Origin of the sequence: Sphingobium sp. D43FB, from assembly GCF_002312805.1 — a bacterium.
Taxonomy (GTDB): Bacteria; Pseudomonadota; Alphaproteobacteria; order Sphingomonadales; family Sphingomonadaceae; genus Sphingobium.
The window spans coordinates 175,305-195,961 of record NZ_NMUA01000003.1; the positions used below are offsets into that span (position 1 = coordinate 175,305).

The 20,657-nt window shown below is 64.2% G+C and carries 20 protein-coding genes and 1 tRNA gene; 8 read left to right on the forward strand and 13 right to left on the reverse strand.

Going from position 1 to position 20,657, the window contains the following annotated elements; all coding sequences use genetic code 11:
• Nucleotides 1–4 precede the first annotated feature (4 nt).
• A complete protein-coding gene (locus tag SxD43FB_RS04390; RefSeq protein ID WP_096061134.1) occupies nt 5–631 on the reverse strand; it encodes a protein-L-isoaspartate O-methyltransferase in 627 nt (208 codons plus the stop codon).
• 205 nt (nt 632–836) lie between these two features.
• Here SxD43FB_RS04390 and SxD43FB_RS04395 point away from each other — a divergent pair.
• The 3 genes from SxD43FB_RS04395 (at nt 837) to SxD43FB_RS04405 (ending at nt 2,285) form a co-directional block, all read left to right on the forward strand.
• Nucleotides 837–910: transfer RNA gene (locus SxD43FB_RS04395), tRNA-Cys, on the forward strand.
• Between the two features lie 51 nt (nt 911–961).
• Nucleotides 962–1,636, forward strand: a complete 675-nt coding sequence (locus SxD43FB_RS04400) for a glutathione S-transferase family protein (RefSeq protein WP_096061135.1) — start codon at nt 962–964, stop codon at nt 1,634–1,636.
• 4 nt (nt 1,637–1,640) lie between these two features.
• Nucleotides 1,641–2,285, forward strand: coding sequence for a hypothetical protein (locus tag SxD43FB_RS04405; protein WP_096061136.1), 645 nt, complete (start codon nt 1,641–1,643; stop codon nt 2,283–2,285).
• Nucleotides 2,286–2,355: 70 nt separating this feature from the next.
• On the opposite strand, the gene ndk is transcribed toward SxD43FB_RS04405, so the two are convergent.
• From ndk to SxD43FB_RS04420, 3 genes are all read right to left on the reverse strand, one after another.
• Nucleotides 2,356–2,778 carry a nucleoside-diphosphate kinase gene (ndk, locus tag SxD43FB_RS04410; protein ID WP_096061137.1) on the reverse strand — a complete coding sequence of 141 codons (423 nt, stop codon included), beginning with the start codon at nt 2,776–2,778 and terminating at the stop codon, nt 2,356–2,358.
• Nucleotides 2,779–2,869: 91 nt separating this feature from the next.
• Entirely contained in the window at nt 2,870–3,307 is a 438-nt protein-coding gene (locus SxD43FB_RS04415) for a DNA polymerase III subunit chi (protein WP_096061138.1), read from the reverse strand.
• 97 nt (nt 3,308–3,404) lie between these two features.
• Nucleotides 3,405–4,850, reverse strand: a complete 1,446-nt coding sequence (locus SxD43FB_RS04420; protein ID WP_096061139.1) for a leucyl aminopeptidase — start codon at nt 4,848–4,850, stop codon at nt 3,405–3,407.
• 194 nt (nt 4,851–5,044) lie between these two features.
• Here SxD43FB_RS04420 and lptD point away from each other — a divergent pair, with 194 nt between their 5' ends.
• The 4 genes from lptD to rsmA all read left to right on the forward strand — a co-directional run bounded on the left by lptD (nt 5,045) and on the right by rsmA (nt 10,609).
• On the forward strand, nt 5,045–7,309 hold the full coding sequence (gene lptD, locus SxD43FB_RS04425; RefSeq protein ID WP_096061140.1) for an LPS assembly protein LptD: 2,265 nt from the start codon (nt 5,045–5,047) through the stop codon (nt 7,307–7,309).
• Between the two features lie 85 nt (nt 7,310–7,394).
• Nucleotides 7,395–8,780: a peptidylprolyl isomerase gene (locus SxD43FB_RS04430; RefSeq protein WP_096061141.1), complete on the forward strand. Its 1,386-nt coding sequence runs from the start codon at nt 7,395–7,397 to the stop codon at nt 8,778–8,780.
• Complete coding sequence (gene pdxA, locus SxD43FB_RS04435) at nt 8,773–9,780, forward strand: 4-hydroxythreonine-4-phosphate dehydrogenase PdxA (RefSeq protein ID WP_255245599.1); 1,008 nt, start codon at nt 8,773–8,775, stop codon at nt 9,778–9,780. Before SxD43FB_RS04430 ends, pdxA begins: the two co-directional genes overlap by 8 nt.
• Nucleotides 9,773–10,609: a 16S rRNA (adenine(1518)-N(6)/adenine(1519)-N(6))-dimethyltransferase RsmA gene (rsmA, locus tag SxD43FB_RS04440; protein WP_096061143.1), complete on the forward strand. Its 837-nt coding sequence runs from the start codon at nt 9,773–9,775 to the stop codon at nt 10,607–10,609. Before pdxA ends, rsmA begins: the two co-directional genes overlap by 8 nt.
• Before the next feature lie 10 nt (nt 10,610–10,619).
• Here the strand turns inward: rsmA and SxD43FB_RS04445 are convergent, their stop codons facing one another.
• From SxD43FB_RS04445 to SxD43FB_RS04480, 8 genes are all read right to left on the reverse strand, one after another.
• The gene (locus SxD43FB_RS04445) at nt 10,620–12,134 is read right to left on the reverse strand and encodes a M56 family metallopeptidase (RefSeq protein WP_096061144.1); all 1,515 of its coding nucleotides are present in this window, start codon (nt 12,132–12,134) and stop codon (nt 10,620–10,622) included.
• Complete coding sequence (locus SxD43FB_RS04450; RefSeq protein WP_069066995.1) at nt 12,131–12,499, reverse strand: BlaI/MecI/CopY family transcriptional regulator; 369 nt, start codon at nt 12,497–12,499, stop codon at nt 12,131–12,133. Before SxD43FB_RS04450 ends, SxD43FB_RS04445 begins: the two co-directional genes overlap by 4 nt.
• Nucleotides 12,500–12,663: 164 nt before the next feature.
• Nucleotides 12,664–12,996 (reverse strand): Grx4 family monothiol glutaredoxin, encoded by a 333-nt coding sequence (gene grxD / locus SxD43FB_RS04455; RefSeq protein ID WP_069066020.1) that lies wholly within the window; start codon nt 12,994–12,996, stop codon nt 12,664–12,666.
• A gap of 60 nt (nt 12,997–13,056) precedes the next feature.
• Nucleotides 13,057–13,290: a BolA family transcriptional regulator gene (locus SxD43FB_RS04460; RefSeq protein ID WP_096061145.1), complete on the reverse strand. Its 234-nt coding sequence runs from the start codon at nt 13,288–13,290 to the stop codon at nt 13,057–13,059.
• 10 nt (nt 13,291–13,300) lie between these two features.
• Nucleotides 13,301–13,624: a DUF1476 domain-containing protein gene (locus SxD43FB_RS04465; RefSeq protein ID WP_037475734.1), complete on the reverse strand. Its 324-nt coding sequence runs from the start codon at nt 13,622–13,624 to the stop codon at nt 13,301–13,303.
• A 56-nt stretch (nt 13,625–13,680) separates the two neighbouring features.
• Nucleotides 13,681–14,274, reverse strand: a complete 594-nt coding sequence (leuD, locus tag SxD43FB_RS04470) for a 3-isopropylmalate dehydratase small subunit (protein ID WP_096061146.1) — start codon at nt 14,272–14,274, stop codon at nt 13,681–13,683.
• A gap of 109 nt (nt 14,275–14,383) precedes the next feature.
• Entirely contained in the window at nt 14,384–15,835 is a 1,452-nt protein-coding gene (gene leuC / locus SxD43FB_RS04475; RefSeq protein ID WP_096061147.1) for a 3-isopropylmalate dehydratase large subunit, read from the reverse strand.
• A 149-nt stretch (nt 15,836–15,984) separates the two neighbouring features.
• Nucleotides 15,985–16,671, reverse strand: coding sequence for a glutathione S-transferase family protein (locus SxD43FB_RS04480; RefSeq protein ID WP_096061148.1), 687 nt, complete (start codon nt 16,669–16,671; stop codon nt 15,985–15,987).
• Nucleotides 16,672–16,841: 170 nt separating this feature from the next.
• Between SxD43FB_RS04480 and SxD43FB_RS04485 the strand changes: the two genes are divergently transcribed.
• The gene (locus SxD43FB_RS04485; RefSeq protein WP_096061149.1) at nt 16,842–18,650 is read left to right on the forward strand and encodes a DUF885 family protein; all 1,809 of its coding nucleotides are present in this window, start codon (nt 16,842–16,844) and stop codon (nt 18,648–18,650) included.
• Nucleotides 18,651–18,930: 280 nt separating this feature from the next.
• Here SxD43FB_RS04485 and SxD43FB_RS04490 read toward each other — a convergent pair whose 3' ends face one another.
• A complete protein-coding gene (locus SxD43FB_RS04490; RefSeq protein WP_096061150.1) occupies nt 18,931–20,526 on the reverse strand; it encodes an isocitrate lyase in 1,596 nt (531 codons plus the stop codon).
• Between the last annotated feature and the right edge of the window lie 131 nt (nt 20,527–20,657).

Consider the following 20,657-nt stretch of genomic DNA (forward strand, 5'->3'; position numbering starts at 1 on the left):
TGTCTCAAAAAACAAACTGTTTCGGCGTGGCAAAACCCGGCAGCACCACCATTTCGAGGTCAGCGATGCTGGACAGACCCAGCACGCCGCCCACGACGCGACCGCTGCACAGGCGCGTCACGCCGCGCTCGACCAGGCCGGTCACCACCCGTCCACCATCGACAAGCTGCTGAACGAGCGTCGCGGGCACTTCCTCTACCGCGCCATCTATGACCAGAAGGTCATAGGGTGCGCCATCGGCCGCCCCGGCGCTCAGCGGCCCGCGCGTAACCGCAGCGCCAACGCTCTCAGGCCCGCCCTCTTCCTCGACAGCAACCACCTGCGCGCCCATTTCGGCCAGCAGCGCGGCGCAATAGCCGGTCGCCGCCCCGATCAGCAGCACCTTGTCACCCGGCGCGACCTGCGCCTCGGTCAGCAGGCGGCCGGTGGCCAGCGGCGGGTTGATCGCCCGCCCGCCATCCAGCGGAATGGCGCGGTCGATATAGGTCATGGCGCGGCGATGCGCGGGCACATAATCCTCGCGCGGCACCTTCGCCATCGCCGCGATCACGCGCGGGTCGTTGACGTCGCTGGTGCGCAACTGGCTTTCGACCATGGCGGCCCGCATCGAAGAATGTTTCTGCTCGGTCACGATAGTTTCTCGCTTGGTCCAGTGGGCTTGGCACAACTGTATTGGCAATGCAATACAGTAAGGGGATCAACGGACCTCTAAATCAGCACGCGCCCCGCGCCAAGCAGCTTTGCATGGCGGCGTGCGAGATTCTTGGGGTAAGCTGCTGCCCTACCGCTTGACTTTGCCGCCAAAGCCGCACATTTGCGGCCACCCACTTGACTGAGGCCCGATGGCGGAGTGGTTACGCAGAGGACTGCAAATCCTTGCACGCCGGTTCGATTCCGGCTCGGGCCTCCAACTCCTTCTTCCTGCTCGACTTGCCGCGCCGCTCCCGGCTAAGAGGGGCGCATGATGAAGCTGTTTATCGGTAACAAGGCCTATTCGAGCTGGTCGCTGCGTGGCTGGCTGGCGTGCAAGCTGTCGGGCCTACCCTTTGAGGAAGTCGTGGTCCCCCTCTATGACGAGGCGTGGGAGAAGCGGCGCGAGGGCGACGAGTTCGCGCCCTCCTCCGGCAAGGTGCCGATCTTATGGGATGGCGACGATATCGTTGTGTGGGACAGCCTCGCCATCATCGAATATCTCAATGAAAAGACCAGCGGCGACCTGTTCTGGCCGACCGACCCTGCCGCGCGCGCCATGGCCCGCTCTATGGCGGCCGAAATGCATAGCAGCTTCGCCGCTTTGCGTCGCGAGCATAGCATGAACATCCGCCGCATCTACGACGCCGTGCCACCCTCCGAAGCGGTGGCGCAGGATATTTTCCGCATGATGCAGCTCTGGGCGCAGGCCCGTGCGCGCCATGGTGGCGAGGGCGAATTTCTGTTCAGCGCGTTCAGCGCGGTCGACGTGATGTTCGCGCCGGTCGTCACCCGCTTCATCACCTACCAATTGCCGGTCGCCCGCTTTGCCCAGGCCTATATGCAGGCGATCATCGCGCATCCCTGGATGCAGGAATGGATTGGCGGGGCGCAGGCGGAAGACTGGGTAATCGACAAGTTCGAGGTGCCGCCGCAGGTGGCGTGAGGCAATGACGGAAACGCCCGACACCCCCACCGAACAACGCGCCGCTGAAGCCGCTGCGATTCGCCGTCGCTGGATCACGCTCGGCGAAATGCTGGCGCTGCTGGCGGTCAGCATTTCCGGGTTGACCCTCTATCTCAACTGGTCGGACAAGCAGGATGAGCGCGCGGACAAGGCGATCGCAAGCCGTCAGGCCTCAGTCCGCGCCGCCAAGCTGGTGCTCAATGCCCGCGCGGATGGCGACGATCGGCTGATACTGACCCCGGCCGCTGCCGATCAGATCGTGCAAAGCCAGACCTTTGTCTTCCCCACCGCGCTGGATATTGCGCCCGTATCGACCACGGGCGAAGCGCGGATCGAGGCCCGCTGGTTCGATAATGCGCTCAAGCGGGCACGGGACAAGGCCAAGCTGCCCGACAATAGTGTGGGCGACGAAAAGCTACCCGTGTTCATCACCACCCGCTTCGTGGTGAATGGCGAAGCGCGCGAAGATCGCGCCATCTATGATATCGGCTATGGCATTTCGGGCCGCTGGCTGTCGGGCCATGACGTAGCGCTGCGCGGCCTGTCGCTGGTCACGCGGGAAACCGGCAAGTCCCCCGCCGCGACCGTCGATGCGCGCTGGGCGGCCGTCGTCACCGCGCGCAACTGACCCGCTCCCACGAAAAAGCCCGGCCCTTCATGGAAGGACCGGGCGTTCTTCGCTCGAAAGAATCGGGGCTTTAACCGACGATTTCTTCCGGCTTAAAGAAATAGGCGATTTCGGTCGCGGCATTTTCTTCGCTGTCCGAGCCATGGACCGAATTGGCTTCGATCGATTCGGCCAGTTCCTTGCGGATCGTGCCAGCGTCTGCATTGGCGGGGGTGGTCGCGCCCATGATGTCGCGGTTGCGCTGCACGGCATTTTCGCCTTCCAGCACCTGGACGACGACCGGGCCGGAAATCATGAAGGCGACGAGGTCGGCGAAGAAGGGGCGTTCCTTGTGGACGCCATAAAAGCCTTCTGCCTGTTCGCGGCTCATGCGGATGCGCTTGGAAGCGACGACGCGCAGGCCGGCTTCCTCCAGCATCTTGGTGACGGCGCCGGTCAGGTTGCGACGGGTCGCATCGGGCTTGATGATGGAAAAGGTGCGCGTGACGGCCATGGCCCTCGATACTCCGAATGGGTGGAAATGCTGGCCGCGCCTTTAGACGGGGCCGTGCTGCGCTGCAAGAGGCTTGAAGCCTGCGGCGACGCTATGGCCCCTGCACCCATTTGCGGCCCTCCTGCCGCCAGAAGCGCGGCTCGACGCCCTCGCGCTTCGACAGCGTCCGCCAACTCGCGCGCGCGCCATCGATCGTATCGGCATCGAAAAAATAAAAGGCGCGCTCGAATCCCAGCGCTTCGTCGCGCCATACACCATCGGCCAGCGCGACATGCCGCGCACCATTGGTGGCGTCGCAGGTCGGGGCGAGCAGGATCGGCTGTATCGCCTCACGCCCCTCGCCCACCTGTCCATGCGCCAGGAAGCTCTCAGGCGGCCCGGCCCACAGGCCTTGCGATATGCGCTCGCGCCGATCGGCCGTATCCGCCACCACCAGCAGCCGCGCGCCCAGCCCCAGGATGCGCGCCGCGATGGCGGGCAACACCTGTTCGACCGGATCGCGGCTTAGCTGGTAGAAATCGACCTGCATCTCCAACCCTCTTCCGTTCGGGCTGAGCCTGTCGAAGCCCCCCACTTACCTCAAAAGAACAGCCCTTCGACAAGCTCAGGGCGAACGGCGTTGGGTGTTATCTCTCGAACTTGTCCGCCACCAGCTGGTCGATCAGGCGCACGCCATAGCCGGTCGCGCCCTTGTCCCATGTTGCGCCGGGCTTGTCGGACCATACCATGCCGGCAATGTCGAGATGCGCCCATTTGACGCCATCGTCGATGAAGCGCTTCAGGAACTGCGCGGCGGTGATCGACCCGGCATAGCGCCCGCCGATATTCTTCATGTCGGCGATCGGGCTGTCGATCAGCTTGTTATAAGCGTCGGACAGCGGGAAGCGCCACAATTCGTCGCCGCTCGCTTTGCCCGCCGCAATCAGGTCGTCGGACAGGCCATCGTCGTTCGAGAAGAGGCCCGCATATTGGTCGCCCAGCGACACCAGGATCGCGCCGGTCAGGGTAGCCAGATCGATGACGACCTCCGGCGCATAGGTCTTCTGAGCCCAGGTCAGCGCATCGCACAGCACCAGCCGCCCTTCGGCGTCGGTGTTGAGCACTTCGATCGTCTGCCCCGACATGGAGGTGACGATGTCGCCCGGCCGCTGCGCATTGCCGTCGGGCATATTCTCGACCAGGCCGCAAATGCCCACGACATGCGCCTTGGCCTTGCGCCCGGCCAGCGCCTTCATTGCGCCAGCGACCGCGCCAGCGCCGCCCATGTCCCACTTCATGTCCTCCATGCCGGCCGCCGGCTTGATCGAGATGCCGCCGGTGTCGAAGGTCACGCCCTTGCCGACGAACACGACCGGCTTGTCCGAAGTGCCGCCAGTGCCGTCCCATTCCATCGCCAGCAGTCGCGCTTCGCGCACCGACCCCTGCGCCACGCCGAGCAGCGACCCCATGCCCAATTCTTCCATCGCCGCGCGGTCGAGCACGCTGATCTTGATGCCGAGGTCCGCCAGGTGGCGGCAGCGCTCCACGAAGCTTTCGGGGTAAAGGATGTTGGCGGGTTCGGACACCAGTTCACGGGTGAAGGCGACGCCCGCCGCCACCGCTGCCCAACGATCCCAGGCCGCGCCTGCATCGCTCGACACGATCGTCACCGTCTCCAGCGTGGGCTTGGCCTTTTCGGCCAATTTGGTGCGATAGGTATCGATCCGCCAGCTACGCAGCAGGGCGCCGAAGCCGAGGCGCGCCGCGCCTTCGCCCGTCACGTCGCCGACGAACTCCACCGCAACATGAGTCGCGCCGCTACTCAGCAGCTTGGCCGTCAGCGCGCCACCCGCCCGCTCCATGTCGGCGTCGCTGCCGCTGCCGGTGCCCACCAGCACGACGCGCACTATTTTGCCGCCTTCTTCCACGAAACTCTCGAAGCTCGACCCGGCTTCACCCGTAAAGCGCGCGGCGGCGGCGCCTGCCACCAGCGTCGCGGATGCGGCGAGCGGCAGGCTGGCCAGCGCGCCCTTGGCTACGGCAAAGGCCAGGCTGTCGGTGTCGGGACGGGTCGGGCTGAAGGCGATATCCATGGATGGACCTTTTCTTGCTATGGGGACGGCTTTGGGGGCGTCTGGCCCGCTGATGTTCGTCAGATAGTGCGGCGAACCGTGTCTGGCAAAGCCGTTCGACCGATTTACCGCAAAAGACCATGGTCGCATGATTGCGGCGCGGGCGAAGCAATGCGATAGGCGAGACGATATGCGCCCCCGTTTTGAGGCTCTTTTTGTTGGTCACGCCCCTTTTCCCCTTTCGTTCCGCTTTGTTGCTGGGCAGCGCTTTGCCCCTGCTGGCGCTGGCCCCGCAGGCTTTGGCCCAGCAACTCAACGAGCCGCCAACGCCCATCAGCGCACCCGATGCGCCCGTGCCCACCAATGACGACCAGATCGGATTCGCCGCCGACGCGCTGGAATATGACAGCAATCAGGAAGTCGTCACCGCCAGCGGCAACGTCCAGTTGCTGCGCGAAGGCAACCGCCTGCGCGCCGACAAGGTGGTGTGGGACCGCGATACCGGCAAGGTCGAAGCGCTGGGCAATGTCTCGCTCACCGATGCGGAGGGCAATATCGCCTATGGCGACCGGTTCGACGTAACCGACACGCTCAAGGACGGCATGGTCGACAATATGCTGCTGGTGCTCCAGTCGGGCGGGCGGCTGGCATCGGCGACGGGCACGCGCGTCAACGGCGTCTATACGCTCAACCGCGCCGCCTATACCGGCTGCGCAGTGGAAGACAGCAAGGGCTGCCCCAAGGAACCCACCTGGCAGATCAATGCGGTCAAGGTCATCTACGATCCGAGGCGCGAACGGGTCAGCTATACTAACGCCAATATCGAATTGTTCGGCCTGCCGCTCATCCCGCTGCCAGGCCTCTCCCATCCGGTCGGCGAAGCGGGCGGCAGTGGTCTTTTGATGCCCAATCTGCGCTATGACCGCAATAACGGCTTCGAAGTCGCGCTGCCCTATTTCTTCAAGCTCGCGCCCAACCGCGACCTGACGCTGACGCCGCATATCTATACCAATGCGCTGCCGATGCTGGAGGCGAACTACCGCCATCTCTATGATCGCGGCGCCTATCAAGCCACCGGCTTCCTCACCTATGGCAGCCGTGTGGCGACCGGCGATAGCCCGATCGGCACCACCCCGGTCGACGCGCAAAAAGATATTCGTGGCTATATCGACGCCACCGGAGCGATGCAGCTGACGCCGGAATGGAGCCTGGACGGATCGATCCGCTTCGCGTCCGACCGCACCTTCCTGCGCCGCTACGACATCAGCCGCGACGATCGGCTCCGTTCGACCCTTGGCGCACAACGGATCGGCGACAACAGCTATTTCTCGATTCGCGGCTGGGCCGTGCAAACGTTGCGCGCAGGCGATTCGCAAGGCCAGACCCCGATCGCCCTGCCGCTGATCGACTATCGGCTGCGGCTGAAAGACCCGCTGCTGGGCGGTGTGCTGCAGTTGCAGGCGAACACATTGGCCATCACGCGCACCCATGGGCAGGATACGCAGCGCGCCTTCGCCGCAGCGGAATGGAATCTGCGCACCTTGACCGGCCTTGGCCAGGAAGTGACCTTCACCGGCTATCTGCGCGGCGACGTCTATCATAGCAGCGACAATGATCTGACCACCGTCGACACCTATGCGGGCAGTCCGGGCTGGCAGGGTCGCGGTATTGCGGCGGCCGCCGTCGATATGCGCTGGCCCTTCGTGGGCGAAGCCTTTGGCGGGGTTCAACGCATCGCGCCGCGCATCCAGATCGTCGCTGCGCCACGTCTCGCCAATCTGTCGCTGCCCAATGAAGACGCCCGCGCCGTCGACCTGGAAGACAGCAACCTCTTCGCGCTCAATCGCTTCGCCGGCTATGACCGGTTCGAGGATTCGACGCGCATCACCTATGGCCTGGAATATGGCCTGGATCTCCCCGACTTCTCGCTCCAGAGCATCGCCGGGCAAAGCTATCGCCTGGACAGCCGGGAAAATATCCTGCCCGACGGCACCGGCCTGTCGGGTCGCACATCCGACATCGTCGGCCGCGTGACCGCACGCTACAAGGATTTCATCAGCCTCACCCACCGCTTCCGCGCGGACAAGGACAATCTGGCGGTCCGCCGCAACGAAGTCGATGCGACGGTCGGCAGCAAAAGCACTTATTTCATGGTCGGCTATCTGCGCCTCAACCGCGATGCCGACGACACGCTGGAGGATTTGCAGGACCGCGAGGAAGTGCGGCTGGGCGGCCGGGTGCAGTTTGCGCGCTTCTGGTCGGTGTTCGGATCGACCGTCATCGACCTGACCGATGCCAAGGAAGATCCGTTGAGCGCGGCGGACGGCTATGAGCCGGTACGCCACCGGCTGGGCGTCGCTTATGAAGATGATTGCCTGACGCTTGGCCTCACCTGGCGCCGCGATTATGTGGCCAATGGCGACGCGCGAAAGGGCAATGGCTTCCAGCTACGGCTAGCTTTCCGCAATATTGGCATATAAGGATCAGCCTTCCCGCGTCCCGTCAGGACTGGTTAAGGCGGCCCCGCGCATTGGCGCAGGACCGTATTGGAGATTTTTGCCGACGATGCTGCCCCTGGTTCCCCTGCCTTACCGCATCCGCCATTCCCTGCGCTCCGGCCTGCGCACCGCGCTCGCCTCCAGCGCGCTGTTCAGCATGGGGGTTCAGGGCGTCGTCGCACAGACCGTCGATGACGGCGGCGAAGTCGCGAACCAGCAACTCAATCTGCCGAAGGAAGTTACCGTCTTTGGCAAGAGCGACCCCAATGTCCGCAAGGCAACGGCGATCATCAACGGCCGCATCCTGACCGGCACCGACATCGACCAGCGCCTCGCGTTGATCATCACCGCCAATGGCGGCAAGGTCGAAGCGGAAGAAAAGGAGCGGTTGCGCCTGCAGGTGCTGCGCAACCTGATCGACGAAACGCTCCAGATCCAGGAAGCCGCCGCCAACGACATCAAGGTCGACCCCGCCGAAATCCAGCAAAGCTATGAGCGGGTCGCGGCGAATTTCCGCCAGTCGCCTACCCAGTTCGACGCCTATCTGCGCACGCAGGGCAGTTCGTCGGCCAGCATCAAGCGCCAGATCGAGGGCGAACTCGCGTGGAGCCGCCTGCTCCGTCGCAATGTCCAGCCCTTCGTCAACGTGTCGGAAGACGAAGTGCAATCGGTCATCGACCGGCTGAACGCGGCCAAGGGCAGCGACGAATATCGGATCGGCGAAATCTATCTGTCGGCAACGCCGGAAAATCGGGCGCAGATCATTGCCAATGCGCGCAACATCATTCAGCAGATTCAGCAGGGCGGCAGTTTCCCCGCCTATGCCCGTCAATTTTCCGAAGCCTCGACGGCGGCGGTCGGTGGCGACCTCGGCTGGGTTCGCCCCGCCCAGCTGCCCCCCGAACTGGCGCAGGCAGCGGCCGAAATGCAGGTCGGACAGATCGCTGGCCCGATCGAAACCGTCGGCGGCGTGTCGCTGCTCTATGTCATGGACAAGCGCAAGGTGCTGACCGCCGATCCGCGCGATTCGCTGCTTAGCTTGAAGCAGCTTTCGGTCCTCTTCCCCAGGGGAACGACCAAGGAACAGGCCAGCACAAAGGCCGCCAGCTTCGCCGCCGCGATCAAGGAGATCAAAGGCTGCGGCCAGGCGAACGAAGTCGGTGCGCGGATCGGGGCCGACGTGGTCGACAATGACAATGTGAAGATCCGCGATCTTCCACCTCAGTTGCAGGACATTTTGCTCAACCTCCAGGTCGGCGAAGCCACCCCGCCCTTTGGCTCCATCACCGAAGGTGTGCGCGTGCTGATCGTTTGCGGTCGCGACGATCCAGCATCGGCCAATGCGCCCAATGCCGAACAGATCCAGGCGCAACTGGAAGAGGAACGGGTCAACCGGCGCGCGCGCATCTATCTGCGCGATCTGCGTCGCGATGCGGTGATCGAATATAATTGAGGCCGTCCCTTTAGCACCCTTTGCGGTGCCGCTGGGCGATCCGGCCGGGATAGGGCCGGAGATCGTCGCCAAAAGCTGGGTCATGCGTGAGGCACGCGGCCTTGCCCCCTTCTTCGCGGTGGGCGACCCCGCTGCCCTGCGCGCCGTCTGGCTCGGCCCGATCATCCCGATCAGCGCGCCAGAAGAAGCGACGGCGGCCTTTGCGACCGGCCTCCCCTGTCTCGAAATCGCCAAGGCGGGCGAGATCGTGCCGGGGTCGCCCAGCGTCGATGGCGCGCGCATTGCGTTTCAGGCACTCGAAGTCGCGGTTGGCCTAGCCCGTTCAGGCTCAGCCGCCGGCATCGTCACGGCGCCGGTGGGCAAGGAACAGCTGTATGGCGTGGGCTTCACCCATCCGGGCCAGACCGAATTCGTCGCCGAACGCTGCGGCGTGTCCGCCCATAATGCCGTGATGATGCTGGCCGGGCCGTCGCTCAAGGTCGTGCCGATCACCATCCATATCGCGCTGGCCGATGTCCCCGCCGCGCTCACCATCGATCTGATCCGCGCCCGCGCCATCACCACGGCGAAGGGGATGCAGAAGAATTTCGGTATCGCCCGACCGCGCCTCGCGGTCGCTGGGCTTAACCCCCATGCCGGGGAAAATGGCGCGTTGGGCCGTGAAGAGATCGAGATCATCCGGCCTGCCATCGAGCAATTGCGCGCCGAAGGTATAGACATTGTCGGCCCCCTGGCGGCCGATGGCATGTTCCACGCCCGCGCGCGCGAAACTTACGACGTGGCATTGTGCATGTATCATGATCAGGCGCTGATCCCGATCAAGACGCTGAATTTCGACGATGGCGTCAACATCACGCTGGGCCTGCCGATCGTCCGCACCTCGCCCGACCATGGCACAGCCTTCGGTATCGCTGGGACCGACAGCGCAAATCCGGGCGCAATGATCGCCGCGATCCGCATGGCCGAAGCCGCCGCCCGCGCCCGCATCGCTTATGGTTGAAACACGTCCGGCATTGCCGCCCCTGCGCGACGTGATCGCGCGCCATGGCCTCGCCGCCAGCAAGGCTCTGGGTCAGAATTTCCTGCTCGACGAACAATTGCTCGACCGGATCGCCGCCATTCCCGGCCCCTTGGATGGCCAGCCTGCCTTCGAGGTCGGCCCCGGCCCCGGCGGCCTGACCCGCGCCATCCTGCGTGCCGGGGCACGGCTCGTCGCGGTCGAGCGCGACCATCGCTGCCTGCCTGCGCTTGCCGAACTGGAGGAGGCTTTTCCCGGCCAGTTGCGTGTCCTGTCCGGCGACGCCATGGAAGTGGATGCCCGCGCCGAGGCTGGCGAGGGCGCGCATATCATCGCCAACCTGCCCTATAATGTCGGCACGCCCCTGCTCGTCGGCTGGTTGTCCGCGGCGTGGGAGCCGCTGCCCTGGTGGTCTAGCTTGACGCTCATGTTCCAGATGGAAGTGGCCGAACGCATCGTCGCCCAGCCCGGCACCGACCATTATGGCCGCCTTGCCATCCTGTCGCAGTGGCGCAGCGAGGCGCGGATCGCGATGAAGGTGCACCGCAGCGCCTTTACCCCGCCCCCCAAGGTCATGTCGGCGGTCGTGCATATCACCGCGAAACCCGCGCCGGACGGTGTTCAACTCAAGATGCTGGAACGCCTAACCGCCGCCGCCTTCGGCCAACGCCGCAAGATGCTGCGCCAGAGCCTCAAAGGGCTACCCGGCGCGCTCGATGCGCTGGCGGAGGTCGGCATCGATCCGCAACGCCGCGCCGAAACCGTCAGCGTCGAGGATTTCGTAGCCGTGGCCCGCATCCTCAGCCGCTGACGGCGCGCGATCAGTCGCGCTGACCGTCGATCTGCGCGATTTCCTCGTCCAGGTCGCGCAGTACGTCGGCGCGAATACGATCGGACATATGCGTTGCCCGTTCCACCCTCGCCCGCGCCTTCATCAACCCCGCGCGCGCCGATCGCAGCGCCTGTGCTTCGATCTGCGCCTCGCAGATGCGGATGCGGATGGCGCGGCGACCATTGCTGTCCACCGTCTCGCGCTGGCTGACCGTGCGGTCGCCATCGCAACCCTTGCGGACATCCACCACCGGCACCATCCGGGCAATGTCCGCCTCGGTCGGGATAGCGGGCGCCTGCCCCCACTGGTTGGCACGACTTGCGCTGATACGCGCCTTTTCCTCGCGCCAGGTCACCGGCGGCGCGGGGGGCACGGGCGGCACCGGCGCGATCATGTCGGCGGCAGGCACGATCGGCTCTGGCGGCACGGGCGTCATCGGCGCGGTTTCGGCCGCGATGGTCGCAGCGGTCGGCACGTCGGGGACGGTTGCAACGGCTGGCACCTCCGGCACGGTGGCGGCGGCGGGCCGGGCGACCAGATCGCCCAGCCGGGCCAGATCAGCGGATTCGACGGTCTCGCTGATCGCCGCCATTTGCTGCGCGGCGCGGCTGCCCGATGCGGTGAGCGCGAGGCCGGTGGCGGTGACGATGGCGACAGCCGCCATGCCCCAGCTGATCCGCTGGAGCGAGATTTCATGGTGCGAAAGCATGGCAAGCCTCCCCTTGAGTGTAGCAATGCGATTGAGATGACAGGCGGCGACAAATTGCCGTCCGCCTGCGGCTTTGAGGATGGCGCGGCCATAAGCATGGGCCTGATCGCGGCCATAGAGAGAGAGGACGCGCGCATCGCACGCGGTTTCCTGGTCGGCGCGATAGGCGCGGTAGGCGATCCAGGCGATCGGATTGCACCAATGAATGCCAAGCAGCAGCAGCGCGATCATATTGGCCAGCAGGTCGCCGCGCTCATGATGGGCGCGCTCATGCGCCACCGCCATTTCCTGCTCCAGATCTTCATAGCGCTGCGCGAAATCGACCGGCAGGACGATCATCGGCCGCAACACGCCAAAGGCCAGCGGCCCCGATGCCTGCGGGCTGGCGATCGTGCGGATACGCCCCTCCTGCCCCAGCAAAATAGAGCCATCGAGCATATGGCGACGGAAACGGATATAGCCCACCGCCTGGAACAGCAGAAACGCCAGCAACCCGATGAACCAGAGCGCAATCCCCGTTTCCAGCCATGGGAAACCTGATGCCGAGGCCGCTTGCGGGTTATTTGAAAGCGCCAGCAATCCGGGCAGACCCGACTGGTCGACCGCGATATGCAGCGGCGAAGGCGCCGCCACCTCCTGCGGCAGCACCGGCAAAACCATGCGCAGCAACGGCAAGACCCAGAGGCTGTACGCCGCCCCGGCCCCCAGCCAGCGCGCGACCGGGCGGCGTAGCAGCATCACCAGCGCCATCAGCAAGCTGGTGGCGATCAGCGTTTCGACGATCCAGACGCTCATGATTTCAGCCCCTTAAGGATATCCTCCAGCTCGGCGATATCCTCCGCCGTCAACTGATCCTGGCTCGCCAACTGCGCGACCAGCGGCGAAATGCGACCGCCGAACAGGCGATTGACCAGTCGCCCCGACTCGCCCGCGACATAATCATCGCGCGCCACCATCGGCCGATAAAGAAAGCGGCGACCATCCTGGTCGGCGGCAATGATATCCTTGGCCATCAGCCGCGACAGCAAGGTCTTGACCGTCTGAACGCTCCAGTCGCGCGCGGCCGCGACGCGGTCGGCAACATCGGTGGCAGTCTGCGGCGACTGTTCCCACAGAGCCTCCATCACCACCAGTTCGGCTTCGCTGATCTTGTCGCCTATGTCCGCCACGCGCCCGCGCCTCCCGTTCAACTACATCTGTAATCGCATCGATTACATGCGTAGTCAATGGAGAAATGCGAAGAAGCGGCGGCCAATCCCCTCAGCCACAAAAAAAGGCGGCCCGAACCGGACCGCCCCCTCCAATTTCGCTGTATCCGTCGCGATCAACTCGCGGCGGCGACGCCCTGATCGGTCATCAGCTGGTGCAGTTCGCCCGCTTCATACATTTCCATCATGATGTCGCTGCCGCCGACAAATTCGCCCTTCACATAAAGCTGGGGAATGGTCGGCCAATCGGAAAAAGCCTTGATCCCCTGCCGTACGGCCTGATCCTGTAGCACATCGACCGTGTCATAGGCCACGCCCAGATGCTCCAGGATCGCAATGGCGCGGCTCGAAAAGCCACATTGCGGAAAGAGCGGCGTGCCCTTCATGAAAAGCACCACGTCATGGGCACCCACAAGTTCGGCGATCCGCTGATGCACGGCGTCGGTCATGATCGAAAGTCCATTCCTGTCTGGCGTCGCGATAGCCCGACGCATACTATCCATGCGATCTTAGTTGGGAACCGCCGTGGTCAGTTGCAAGGCATGCAGTACGCCCCCCATCCGCCCGTCGAGCGAAGCATAGACGGCGCGTTGCTGCGCCACCCGGCTCATCCCCCGGAAACTTTCCGCCACCACGCGCGCGGCATAATGGTCGCCGTCCCCCGCCAGGTCGGTAATCTCGACCTGCGCGTCGGGAATGGCGGCGCGGATCATGTCGGCAATTTCGTCGGCGTCCATCGGCATCGCGGCGGCCTTACTGCGCTTCGATGAACATGCGGCGCGCGACGACCGCCTGCTCTTCCAGCGCGGCGCGCACACCCGGCTCGTCAATCTCGATCCCGGCCGAGGTCATATCACCCACCAGCTTGCGGATCACATCCTCGTCGCCCGCTTCCTCGAAATCGGCCTGTACGACGGCCTTGGCATAGGCGTCGGTCTCTTCAGGCGTCAGGCCCATCTTCGCAGCGGCCCATTCGCCTAGCAGACGGTTGCGGCGTGCCTGGATGCGGAACTGCATTTCCTGGTCATGCGCGAACATATTTTCGAATGCCCGTTCGCGATCGTCGAAAGTCGTCATGCCCAAAAGCCCTGTTCAAAGCGGATATCGAAAATCAGATAGGCAGAAGCGCGCGATTACGCAACGGCAGGGATCATCCAGGGGCGATCCTGCGCAACGCTCTTTTCATAGACAGCAATCCCGTCTGCATCGCCCAGCGTCAGGCCGATCTCATCCAGACCACCCAGCAGGCAATGTTTGCGGAAAGGATCGATCTCAAACGCGAAACGGTCCTGAAACTGCGTCGTGACCGTCTGCTGCTCCAGATCGACATGGATCTCGTCGGTGCGCGCAACCTCCATCAGCCGGTCGATCGCAGCCTGCGGCAGCACCACGGTCAATATGCCATTCTTGAACGCATTGCTGGAGAAGATGTCGGAAAAGCTCGGCGCGATCACCACCTTGATGCCCAGGTCACCCAGCGCCCAGGCAGCATGTTCGCGGCTCGACCCGCAACCGAAATTGTCGCCCGCGATAAGGATCGGGCTGCCCGCATAGGCCGGATCGTCGAAGACATTGCCCGGTTCCTTGCGCAACACCTCGAACGCGCCCTTGCCAAGGCCCGTGCGCGAAATGGTCTTGAGCCAGTGCGAGGGGATGACGATGTCGGTGTCGACATTCTTCATCCCGAACGGATAGGCCTTCCCCTCGACGGTCGTCAGCGTCTCCATCAGCGCGCCTGCTTGGCTTCCGCTGCGGTCAGATCTTCGGCCCGGCCGAGCGTGGCAGCCATCGCGGCACTTGCCAGCGCGCCCAGCGTCAGCAGCCAGAATATCTTTTTCACAACGTCATCCCCTCTCGGTCTTTCAATAATTCGCGCACGTCGGTCAGCCGCCCGGTGAGCGCCGCCGCCGCCGCCATGGCAGGCGACACGAGATGCGTGCGCGCACCCGGTCCCTGACGGCCCATGAAATTGCGGTTGCTGGTCGATGCGCAGCGCTCGCCCGCAGGCACCTTGTCCGGGTTCATGCCCAGGCATGCCGAACAGCCCGGCTCGCGCCATTCGAACCCGGCCGCCACGAAAATGCGGTCCAGCCCTTCGGCCTCCGCCTGTCGCTTGACCAGGCCAGAGCCTGGTACGACCATGGCATGCTTGATCCCGCTGGCGATCCGCCGACCGTCCAGCAACGCCGCCGCCGCACGCAGATCTTCGATCCGGCTGTTGGTACAACTGCCAATGAAGATATGCTCCACCGCCACGTCGGCCAGCCGTTGCCCGGCGGTAAGGCCCATATAATCGAGCGACTTTTGCGCGGCCGCCCGCTTGGACGCATCCTCGAAACTGTCGGGGTCGGGCACCACGCCCGTCACCGCAACCACATCTTCAGGGCTGGTGCCCCAAGTCACGGTCGGCACGATATCGGCCGCGTCGATCACCACGATCTTGTCGAAGACAGCGCCCTCATCGGTGACGAGCGTGCGCCACCAGGCGACCGCCGCGTCCCAATCCGCACCCTTGGGCGCCATCGGACGCCCGTTCAGATAGGCAAAGGTCGTCTCGTCCGGCGCGAACAGGCCCGATCGCGCACCTGCCTCGATCGACATATTGGCGACGGTCAGCCGCCCTTCGATCGACATGTCGCGGAACACGGACCCGCGATATTCCATGACATAGCCGGTGCCGCCCGCGGTGCCGATCCGCCCGCAAATCGCCAGCGCGACATCCTTGGGCGTAACACCAAAGCCCAGTTCGCCTTCGACCACGACCGCCATCGTCTTGGACTGTTTGAGCAGCAGGGTCTGGGTCGCCAGCACATGCTCGACCTCCGACGTGCCGATCCCGAACGCCAGCGCGCCCAAGGCCCCGTGCGAACTGGTATGGCTGTCACCGCACACCAACGTCGTGCCCGGCAGGGTAAAGCCCTGTTCCGGCCCCACCACATGGACGATGCCCTGTTCGACATCGGCGTCACCGATCAAGCGGACGCCAAATTCCGGCGCATTGCGTTCCAGCGCTTCCAACTGCTGCGCGCTCTGCGGATCAGCGATCGGGATGCGCTTGCCATCGGCGTCGCGACGCGGGGTCGTGGGCAGATTATGATCCGGCACTGCCAGCGTCAGATCGGGCCGCCGCACCTTGCGCCCGGCAAGACGAAGCCCCTCGAATGCCTGCGGGCTCGTCACTTCATGGACGAGATGCCGGTCGATATAGATGAGGCAAGTGCCATCCGGGCGACGCTCCACGACATGCGCGTCCCAGATCTTCTCATAGAGGGTGCGGGGTTTAACCATAGTGGCTCCCCCCTAGACCCGGAATGGCAGGGGGAAAAGGGGGAAGCGCGCCGCAATATGCCCTTTTATCTATCTGGCGGGCAAGAATGTTACGATTGAGGCGGTGGACAGGCATAATTCATCCTCCCCCGGCGGGGCAGGGGAGGATTTTATGAGGCGCGATAATCCGCCACGACGCGGCCGGCCGCGCCGATCTCCGCCTCATGGCTATCCTCGCGCCAGGTTTCGGCGAGCGCCGCGGTCTCCCACGCCTGCATCGCGGGCAGCGCCAGCATATGCTCGACCCAGGCCTGCCCCGCCGGGCCGACATCCAGCCCATAGGTCCGCACCCGATAGGCAACCGGCGCATAAAAAGCATCGACGGCGGTGAAGCCCCCCCCCGCCAGAAACGGTCCTCCGAAGCGGGTTAGCCCCTCCTCCCAAAGCTCGGTCAGCCGGGCGATATCCTTGTTGAGCGCGGGCGAGGGCAGATGCGGCTCCACCCGCACACCGACGTTCATGGTGCAATCATTCCGCAGCGTCGCAAAGCCGCTATGCATCTCGGCCGCCGCGCACTGCGCCCAGGCCCGCGCCGCTTCGTCGCGCGGCCACACTTCGGCATGGCGATCGGCGAGATAGAGGATGATCCCCAGCGAATCCCACACCGTCCGCTCGCCGTCGATCAGCGCAGGCACCTGCCCCGTTGGCGAAAAACTGCGGAAGGCGGCATAGTTGGTCGGCTGCAAAAACGGCTCGATCCGGTCGATGAACGGGATGCCCAGCGCGGTCATCAACACCCAGGGGCGCAGCGACCAGCTGCTATAATTGCGGTTCGCGGTGATCAGCGTGTAGGCCATGGCAAGTCTCCCTTGGAAGCGCGGGTCGCTTATCCCATCGACATCGCAGCGTATAGCGCCAGTGGCTTTGCACCGGACTGCCCCTAGCCAAGCCCTTGGGATCGCGGCACAAGGGGACATCGCGGGCGACGCCCCTCGCCGCCCTTCCCCGATTTGTGGAGCCCATAGTCGTGAACCGACGCCAATTTCTCGCCACCAGCGGCGCCACCGCGCTGACCACCGCCGCCTCCCCCGCCCTTGCCCAAGCTGGCAGCGCCGACGCACGGCTGCGCGCCATGCTCGACGGCTTCTTCTACGAACGGCTCGCCGACTCGCCCGAACAGGCGACCCGCCTCGGCCTCGATACCGGCGAGCGCGCCGCGCTGCGCGGCAAACTCAGCGACACCTCCGCCGCCGGGGTCGCCCGCGACCTCGCACGCAGCAAGGCGCAGGCAAGGCAACTCGCGACCATCGACCGCAATTCCCTCAGCGACACGTCCAAACTCGATTATGACGTCGTCACCTATCAGCTTGACCGCACGGTCGGCGGCGAACGTTTCGGCTATGGCGAGACAGCGGGCCGCTACGCCCCCTATGTGTTGAGCCAGCTCACCGGCAGCTATCGCGAGATCCCCGACTTCCTCGATTCGCAGCATCGCGTCGCCAACGCCGCCGATGCCGACGCCTATCTCGCCCGCCTCGAAGCCTTCCCGGCCGCCATGGACGGCGAACTGGCCCGGCAGAAGGAGGATGCGGCCAAGGGCGTGTTCGCGCCCGACTATATTCTCGACACGACGCTCAAGATGCAGGCGTCGCTGCGCGATCAGCCCGCCGCGCAGACCGTCCTGGTCGCCTCTTTCGTAAAGAAACTCGCCGCCGCCGGCCTGCCACCCGAACGCGCCGCGCAGGCCGAAAAGATCGTCACCGATAAGATTTTCCCCGCGCTCGACCGCCAGCGCGCCCTGGTGCAAGACCTCCGCGCCAAGGCGACCCATGACGCGGGCGTGTGGCGTCTACCCGAAGGCGAGGCCTTCTACGCCGCCGCCGCCGAAGCGGCCACCACCACTGCGCTCACCGGCGATGAAATCCACCAGATCGGCCTCGATCAGGTCGCGCAGATCAGCGCCCGGATCGACACGATCCTGAAAGGCGAAGGGATGAGCCAGGGGACGGTGGGCGATCGCCTCGTCGCGCTGAACAAGCGCCCCGACCAGCTTTTCCCCAATACCGATCCCGGCCGCGAAGCGCTGCTCGCCCAGCTCAATGTCCAGATCATCGCCATGCAGAAGCGCCTTGGCGAAGCCTTCAACACCGTGCCCAAGGCCCCGGTCGAGGTCCGCCGCGTGCCAGTCACCATCCAGGCGGGCGCACCGGGCGGCTATTATCAGAACGCCTCGCTCGACGGCTCGCGCCCGGCCATCTATTATATCAACCTGCGCGATACGTTCGACCGGCCCAAATTCGGCCTTGCGACCCTGACCCATCATGAAGCCGTGCCGGGGCATCACCTCCAGGTGTCGGTCGCACTGGAATCGGACGCCATCCCGATGATCCGCCGACGCGGCGGCTATAGCGGCTATAGCGAAGGCTGGGCGCTCTATTCCGAACAGCTCGCCGACGAAATGGGCATGTATGACGGCGATCCGCTGGGTCAGGTCGGCTATCTCCAGTCGCTCCTCTTCCGCGCCACCCGCCTCGTCGTCGACTCCGGCATGCACGTCAAACGCTGGAGCCGCGAAAAGGCGACCGATTATCTGATCGCCACCACCGGCATCGCCCGCGGCCGCAGCCAGGGCGAAATCGACCGCTATACCGTCTGGCCGGGTCAGGCCTGCAGCTACAAGATCGGCCACACCGTCTGGAACGACCTGCGCGCCGAAGTGCAGAAGAAGCAGGGCGACGCCTTCGACATCAAGGCTTTCCATGATGTGCTGACGCTGGGCGCGATGCCGCTCGACATATTGAAGCAGACTGTCCGGCAGCGGGCGGGGATAGCATAGCGACTGCCGTTCGCTTCGAGCGAAGTCGAGAAGCCAGCGCGCGACATTCGTGAAAAAACGGCCCGGCAGTTTCCCGCCGGGCCGTCCAGTCCTTCCACCCAAACCCGCGAAGGGAGTGTCGAATTCCCCGCGAGCTGGCCCGTAAAGCGGCCGTCATCCCCGCGCAGGCGGGGACCGATCTCCCGACATAGCCCCCCAACGGAGCGCCGGAGATAAAGCCCCACCCTTGCCGCAATCACGCGAAAGAGTGTCAGGCCGCAAACTGATTCCTCCGCAGCATTTATGCTGCAAATTGATTCATCGTATTGTGCGCGCCACCGGCCTTCAGCGCCGCTTCACCCGCGAAATACTCCTTATGATCATCGCCAATGTCGCTGCCCGACATATTCTGATGCTTCACGCAGGCGATACCCTGGCGGATTTCCTTGCGCTGGACGCCCTCGACATAGCCCAGCATCCCGGCCTCACCGAAATACTCCTTCGCGAGATTATCGGTGCTGAGCGCCGCCGTATGATAGGTCGGCAGGGTGATGAGGTGATGGAAAATCCCCGCCCGCGCCGCCGCATCCTTCTGGAAGGTGCGGATGCGGTCGTCGGCTTCCCGACCCAGATCGGTGGCATCATAATCGACGCTCATCAGGCGCGCCCGGTCATAGCCGCTGACATCCTTGCCCGCCGCTTCCCACGCATCATAGACCTGCTGGCGGAAATTCAGCGTCCAGTTGAAGCTGGGCGAATTATTATAAACCAGCTTGGCATTGGGGATGACCTCACGGATGCGATCGACCATCGATGCGATCTGCTCGATATGCGGCTTCTCGGTCTCGATCCACAGCAGGTCCGCGCCATTTTGTAACGACGTGATGCAGTCCAGCACGCAGCGATCCGCGCCGGTGCCTTCGCGGAACTGGAACAGGTTGCTCGGCAACCGCTTGGGGCGCAGCAGCTTACCGTCGCGGTTCAGGATGACATCGCCATTCTTCGCCGTCGCCGGGTCGATCTCTTCGCAATCGAGAAAGCTGTTATACTGGTCGCCGATATCGCCCGGCTCGTTGCTGACCGCGATCTGCTTGGTCAGGCCAGCACCCAGCGAGTCCGTCCGCGTGACGATGATGCCATCATCGACGCCGAGTTCCAGAAAGGCGTAACGGCAGGCGCGGACCTTTGCCAGGAAGTCCTCATGCGGCACGGTGACCTTGCCGTCCTGATGGCCGCATTGTTTTTCATCCGACACCTGATTTTCGATCTGGAGCGCGCAGGCCCCCGCCTCGATCATCTTCTTGGCGAGCAGATAGGTCGCTTCCGCATTGCCGAAGCCCGCATCGATGTCGGCGATGATCGGCACGACATGGGTTTCGAAATTGTCGATCGCATGCTGCGCTTTCTGCGCCTTGACCTCGTCCCCCGCCGCGCGCGCCGCGTCGAGATCGCGGAACAGCATCCCCAATTCGCGGGCATCAGCCTGCTTCAGGAAGGTGTAAAGCTCTTCGATCAGCGCTGGAACGCTGGTCTTCTCATGCATCGACTGGTCGGGCAGCGGGCCGAAGTCGCTGCGCAGCGCCGCAACCATCCAGCCCGACAGATAGAGATATTTGCGCTTGGTCGTGCCGAAATGCTTCTTGATCGCGATCATCTTCTGCTGGCCGATGAAACCGTGCCAGCAGCCCAGCGACTGGGTGTAGTCGGCCGGGTCCGCATCATAGGCGGCCATGTCGCGGCGCATGACGCCAGCGGTATATTTGGCGATGTCGAGCCCCGTGTTGAAGCGGTTCTGCAATTTCATCCGCGCGACCGATTCCGCATTGATGCCGTCCCATGTGCCGGGATGGCTGCCGATCAGCGCCTGCGCCTTTGCGATATTTTCCTGGTAGGACATGGGCCGTTCCCTCGTGAGCTATGGGCTTGATGCACAGCCCCTACCCCCCGCCCACACGGCGCGGCAGCCCTTGTGAAGTTCAGTTGTCGATCTTTACAAAAATATGGTGTAAAGTTGTAAAGCCTGCACAG

What these genes read in the sequence shown, in the direction of transcription:
- SxD43FB_RS04400 (WP_096061135.1), top strand. Translation starts at nt 962, where the DNA reads ATGATGAAGCTGTTTATCGGTAACAAGGCCTATTCGAGCTGGTCGCTG.
- SxD43FB_RS04405 (WP_096061136.1), top strand. Translation starts at nt 1,641, where the DNA reads ATGACGGAAACGCCCGACACCCCCACCGAACAACGCGCCGCTGAAGCC.
- ndk (WP_096061137.1), bottom strand. Translation starts at nt 2,778, where the DNA reads ATGGCCGTCACGCGCACCTTTTCCATCATCAAGCCCGATGCGACCCGT.
- SxD43FB_RS04415 (WP_096061138.1), bottom strand. Translation starts at nt 3,307, where the DNA reads ATGCAGGTCGATTTCTACCAGCTAAGCCGCGATCCGGTCGAACAGGTG.
- SxD43FB_RS04420 (WP_096061139.1), bottom strand. Translation starts at nt 4,850, where the DNA reads ATGGATATCGCCTTCAGCCCGACCCGTCCCGACACCGACAGCCTGGCC.
- SxD43FB_RS04430 (WP_096061141.1), top strand. Translation starts at nt 7,395, where the DNA reads ATGCTGCCCCTGGTTCCCCTGCCTTACCGCATCCGCCATTCCCTGCGC.
- rsmA (WP_096061143.1), top strand. Translation starts at nt 9,773, where the DNA reads ATGGTTGAAACACGTCCGGCATTGCCGCCCCTGCGCGACGTGATCGCG.
- SxD43FB_RS04445 (WP_096061144.1), bottom strand. Translation starts at nt 12,134, where the DNA reads ATGAGCGTCTGGATCGTCGAAACGCTGATCGCCACCAGCTTGCTGATG.
- grxD (WP_069066020.1), bottom strand. Translation starts at nt 12,996, where the DNA reads ATGACCGACGCCGTGCATCAGCGGATCGCCGAACTTGTGGGTGCCCAT.
- SxD43FB_RS04460 (WP_096061145.1), bottom strand. Translation starts at nt 13,290, where the DNA reads ATGCCGATGGACGCCGACGAAATTGCCGACATGATCCGCGCCGCCATT.
- SxD43FB_RS04465 (WP_037475734.1), bottom strand. Translation starts at nt 13,624, where the DNA reads ATGACGACTTTCGACGATCGCGAACGGGCATTCGAAAATATGTTCGCG.
- leuD (WP_096061146.1), bottom strand. Translation starts at nt 14,274, where the DNA reads ATGGAGACGCTGACGACCGTCGAGGGGAAGGCCTATCCGTTCGGGATG.
- leuC (WP_096061147.1), bottom strand. Translation starts at nt 15,835, where the DNA reads ATGGTTAAACCCCGCACCCTCTATGAGAAGATCTGGGACGCGCATGTC.
- SxD43FB_RS04480 (WP_096061148.1), bottom strand. Translation starts at nt 16,671, where the DNA reads ATGGCCTACACGCTGATCACCGCGAACCGCAATTATAGCAGCTGGTCG.
- SxD43FB_RS04490 (WP_096061150.1), bottom strand. Translation starts at nt 20,526, where the DNA reads ATGTCCTACCAGGAAAATATCGCAAAGGCGCAGGCGCTGATCGGCAGC.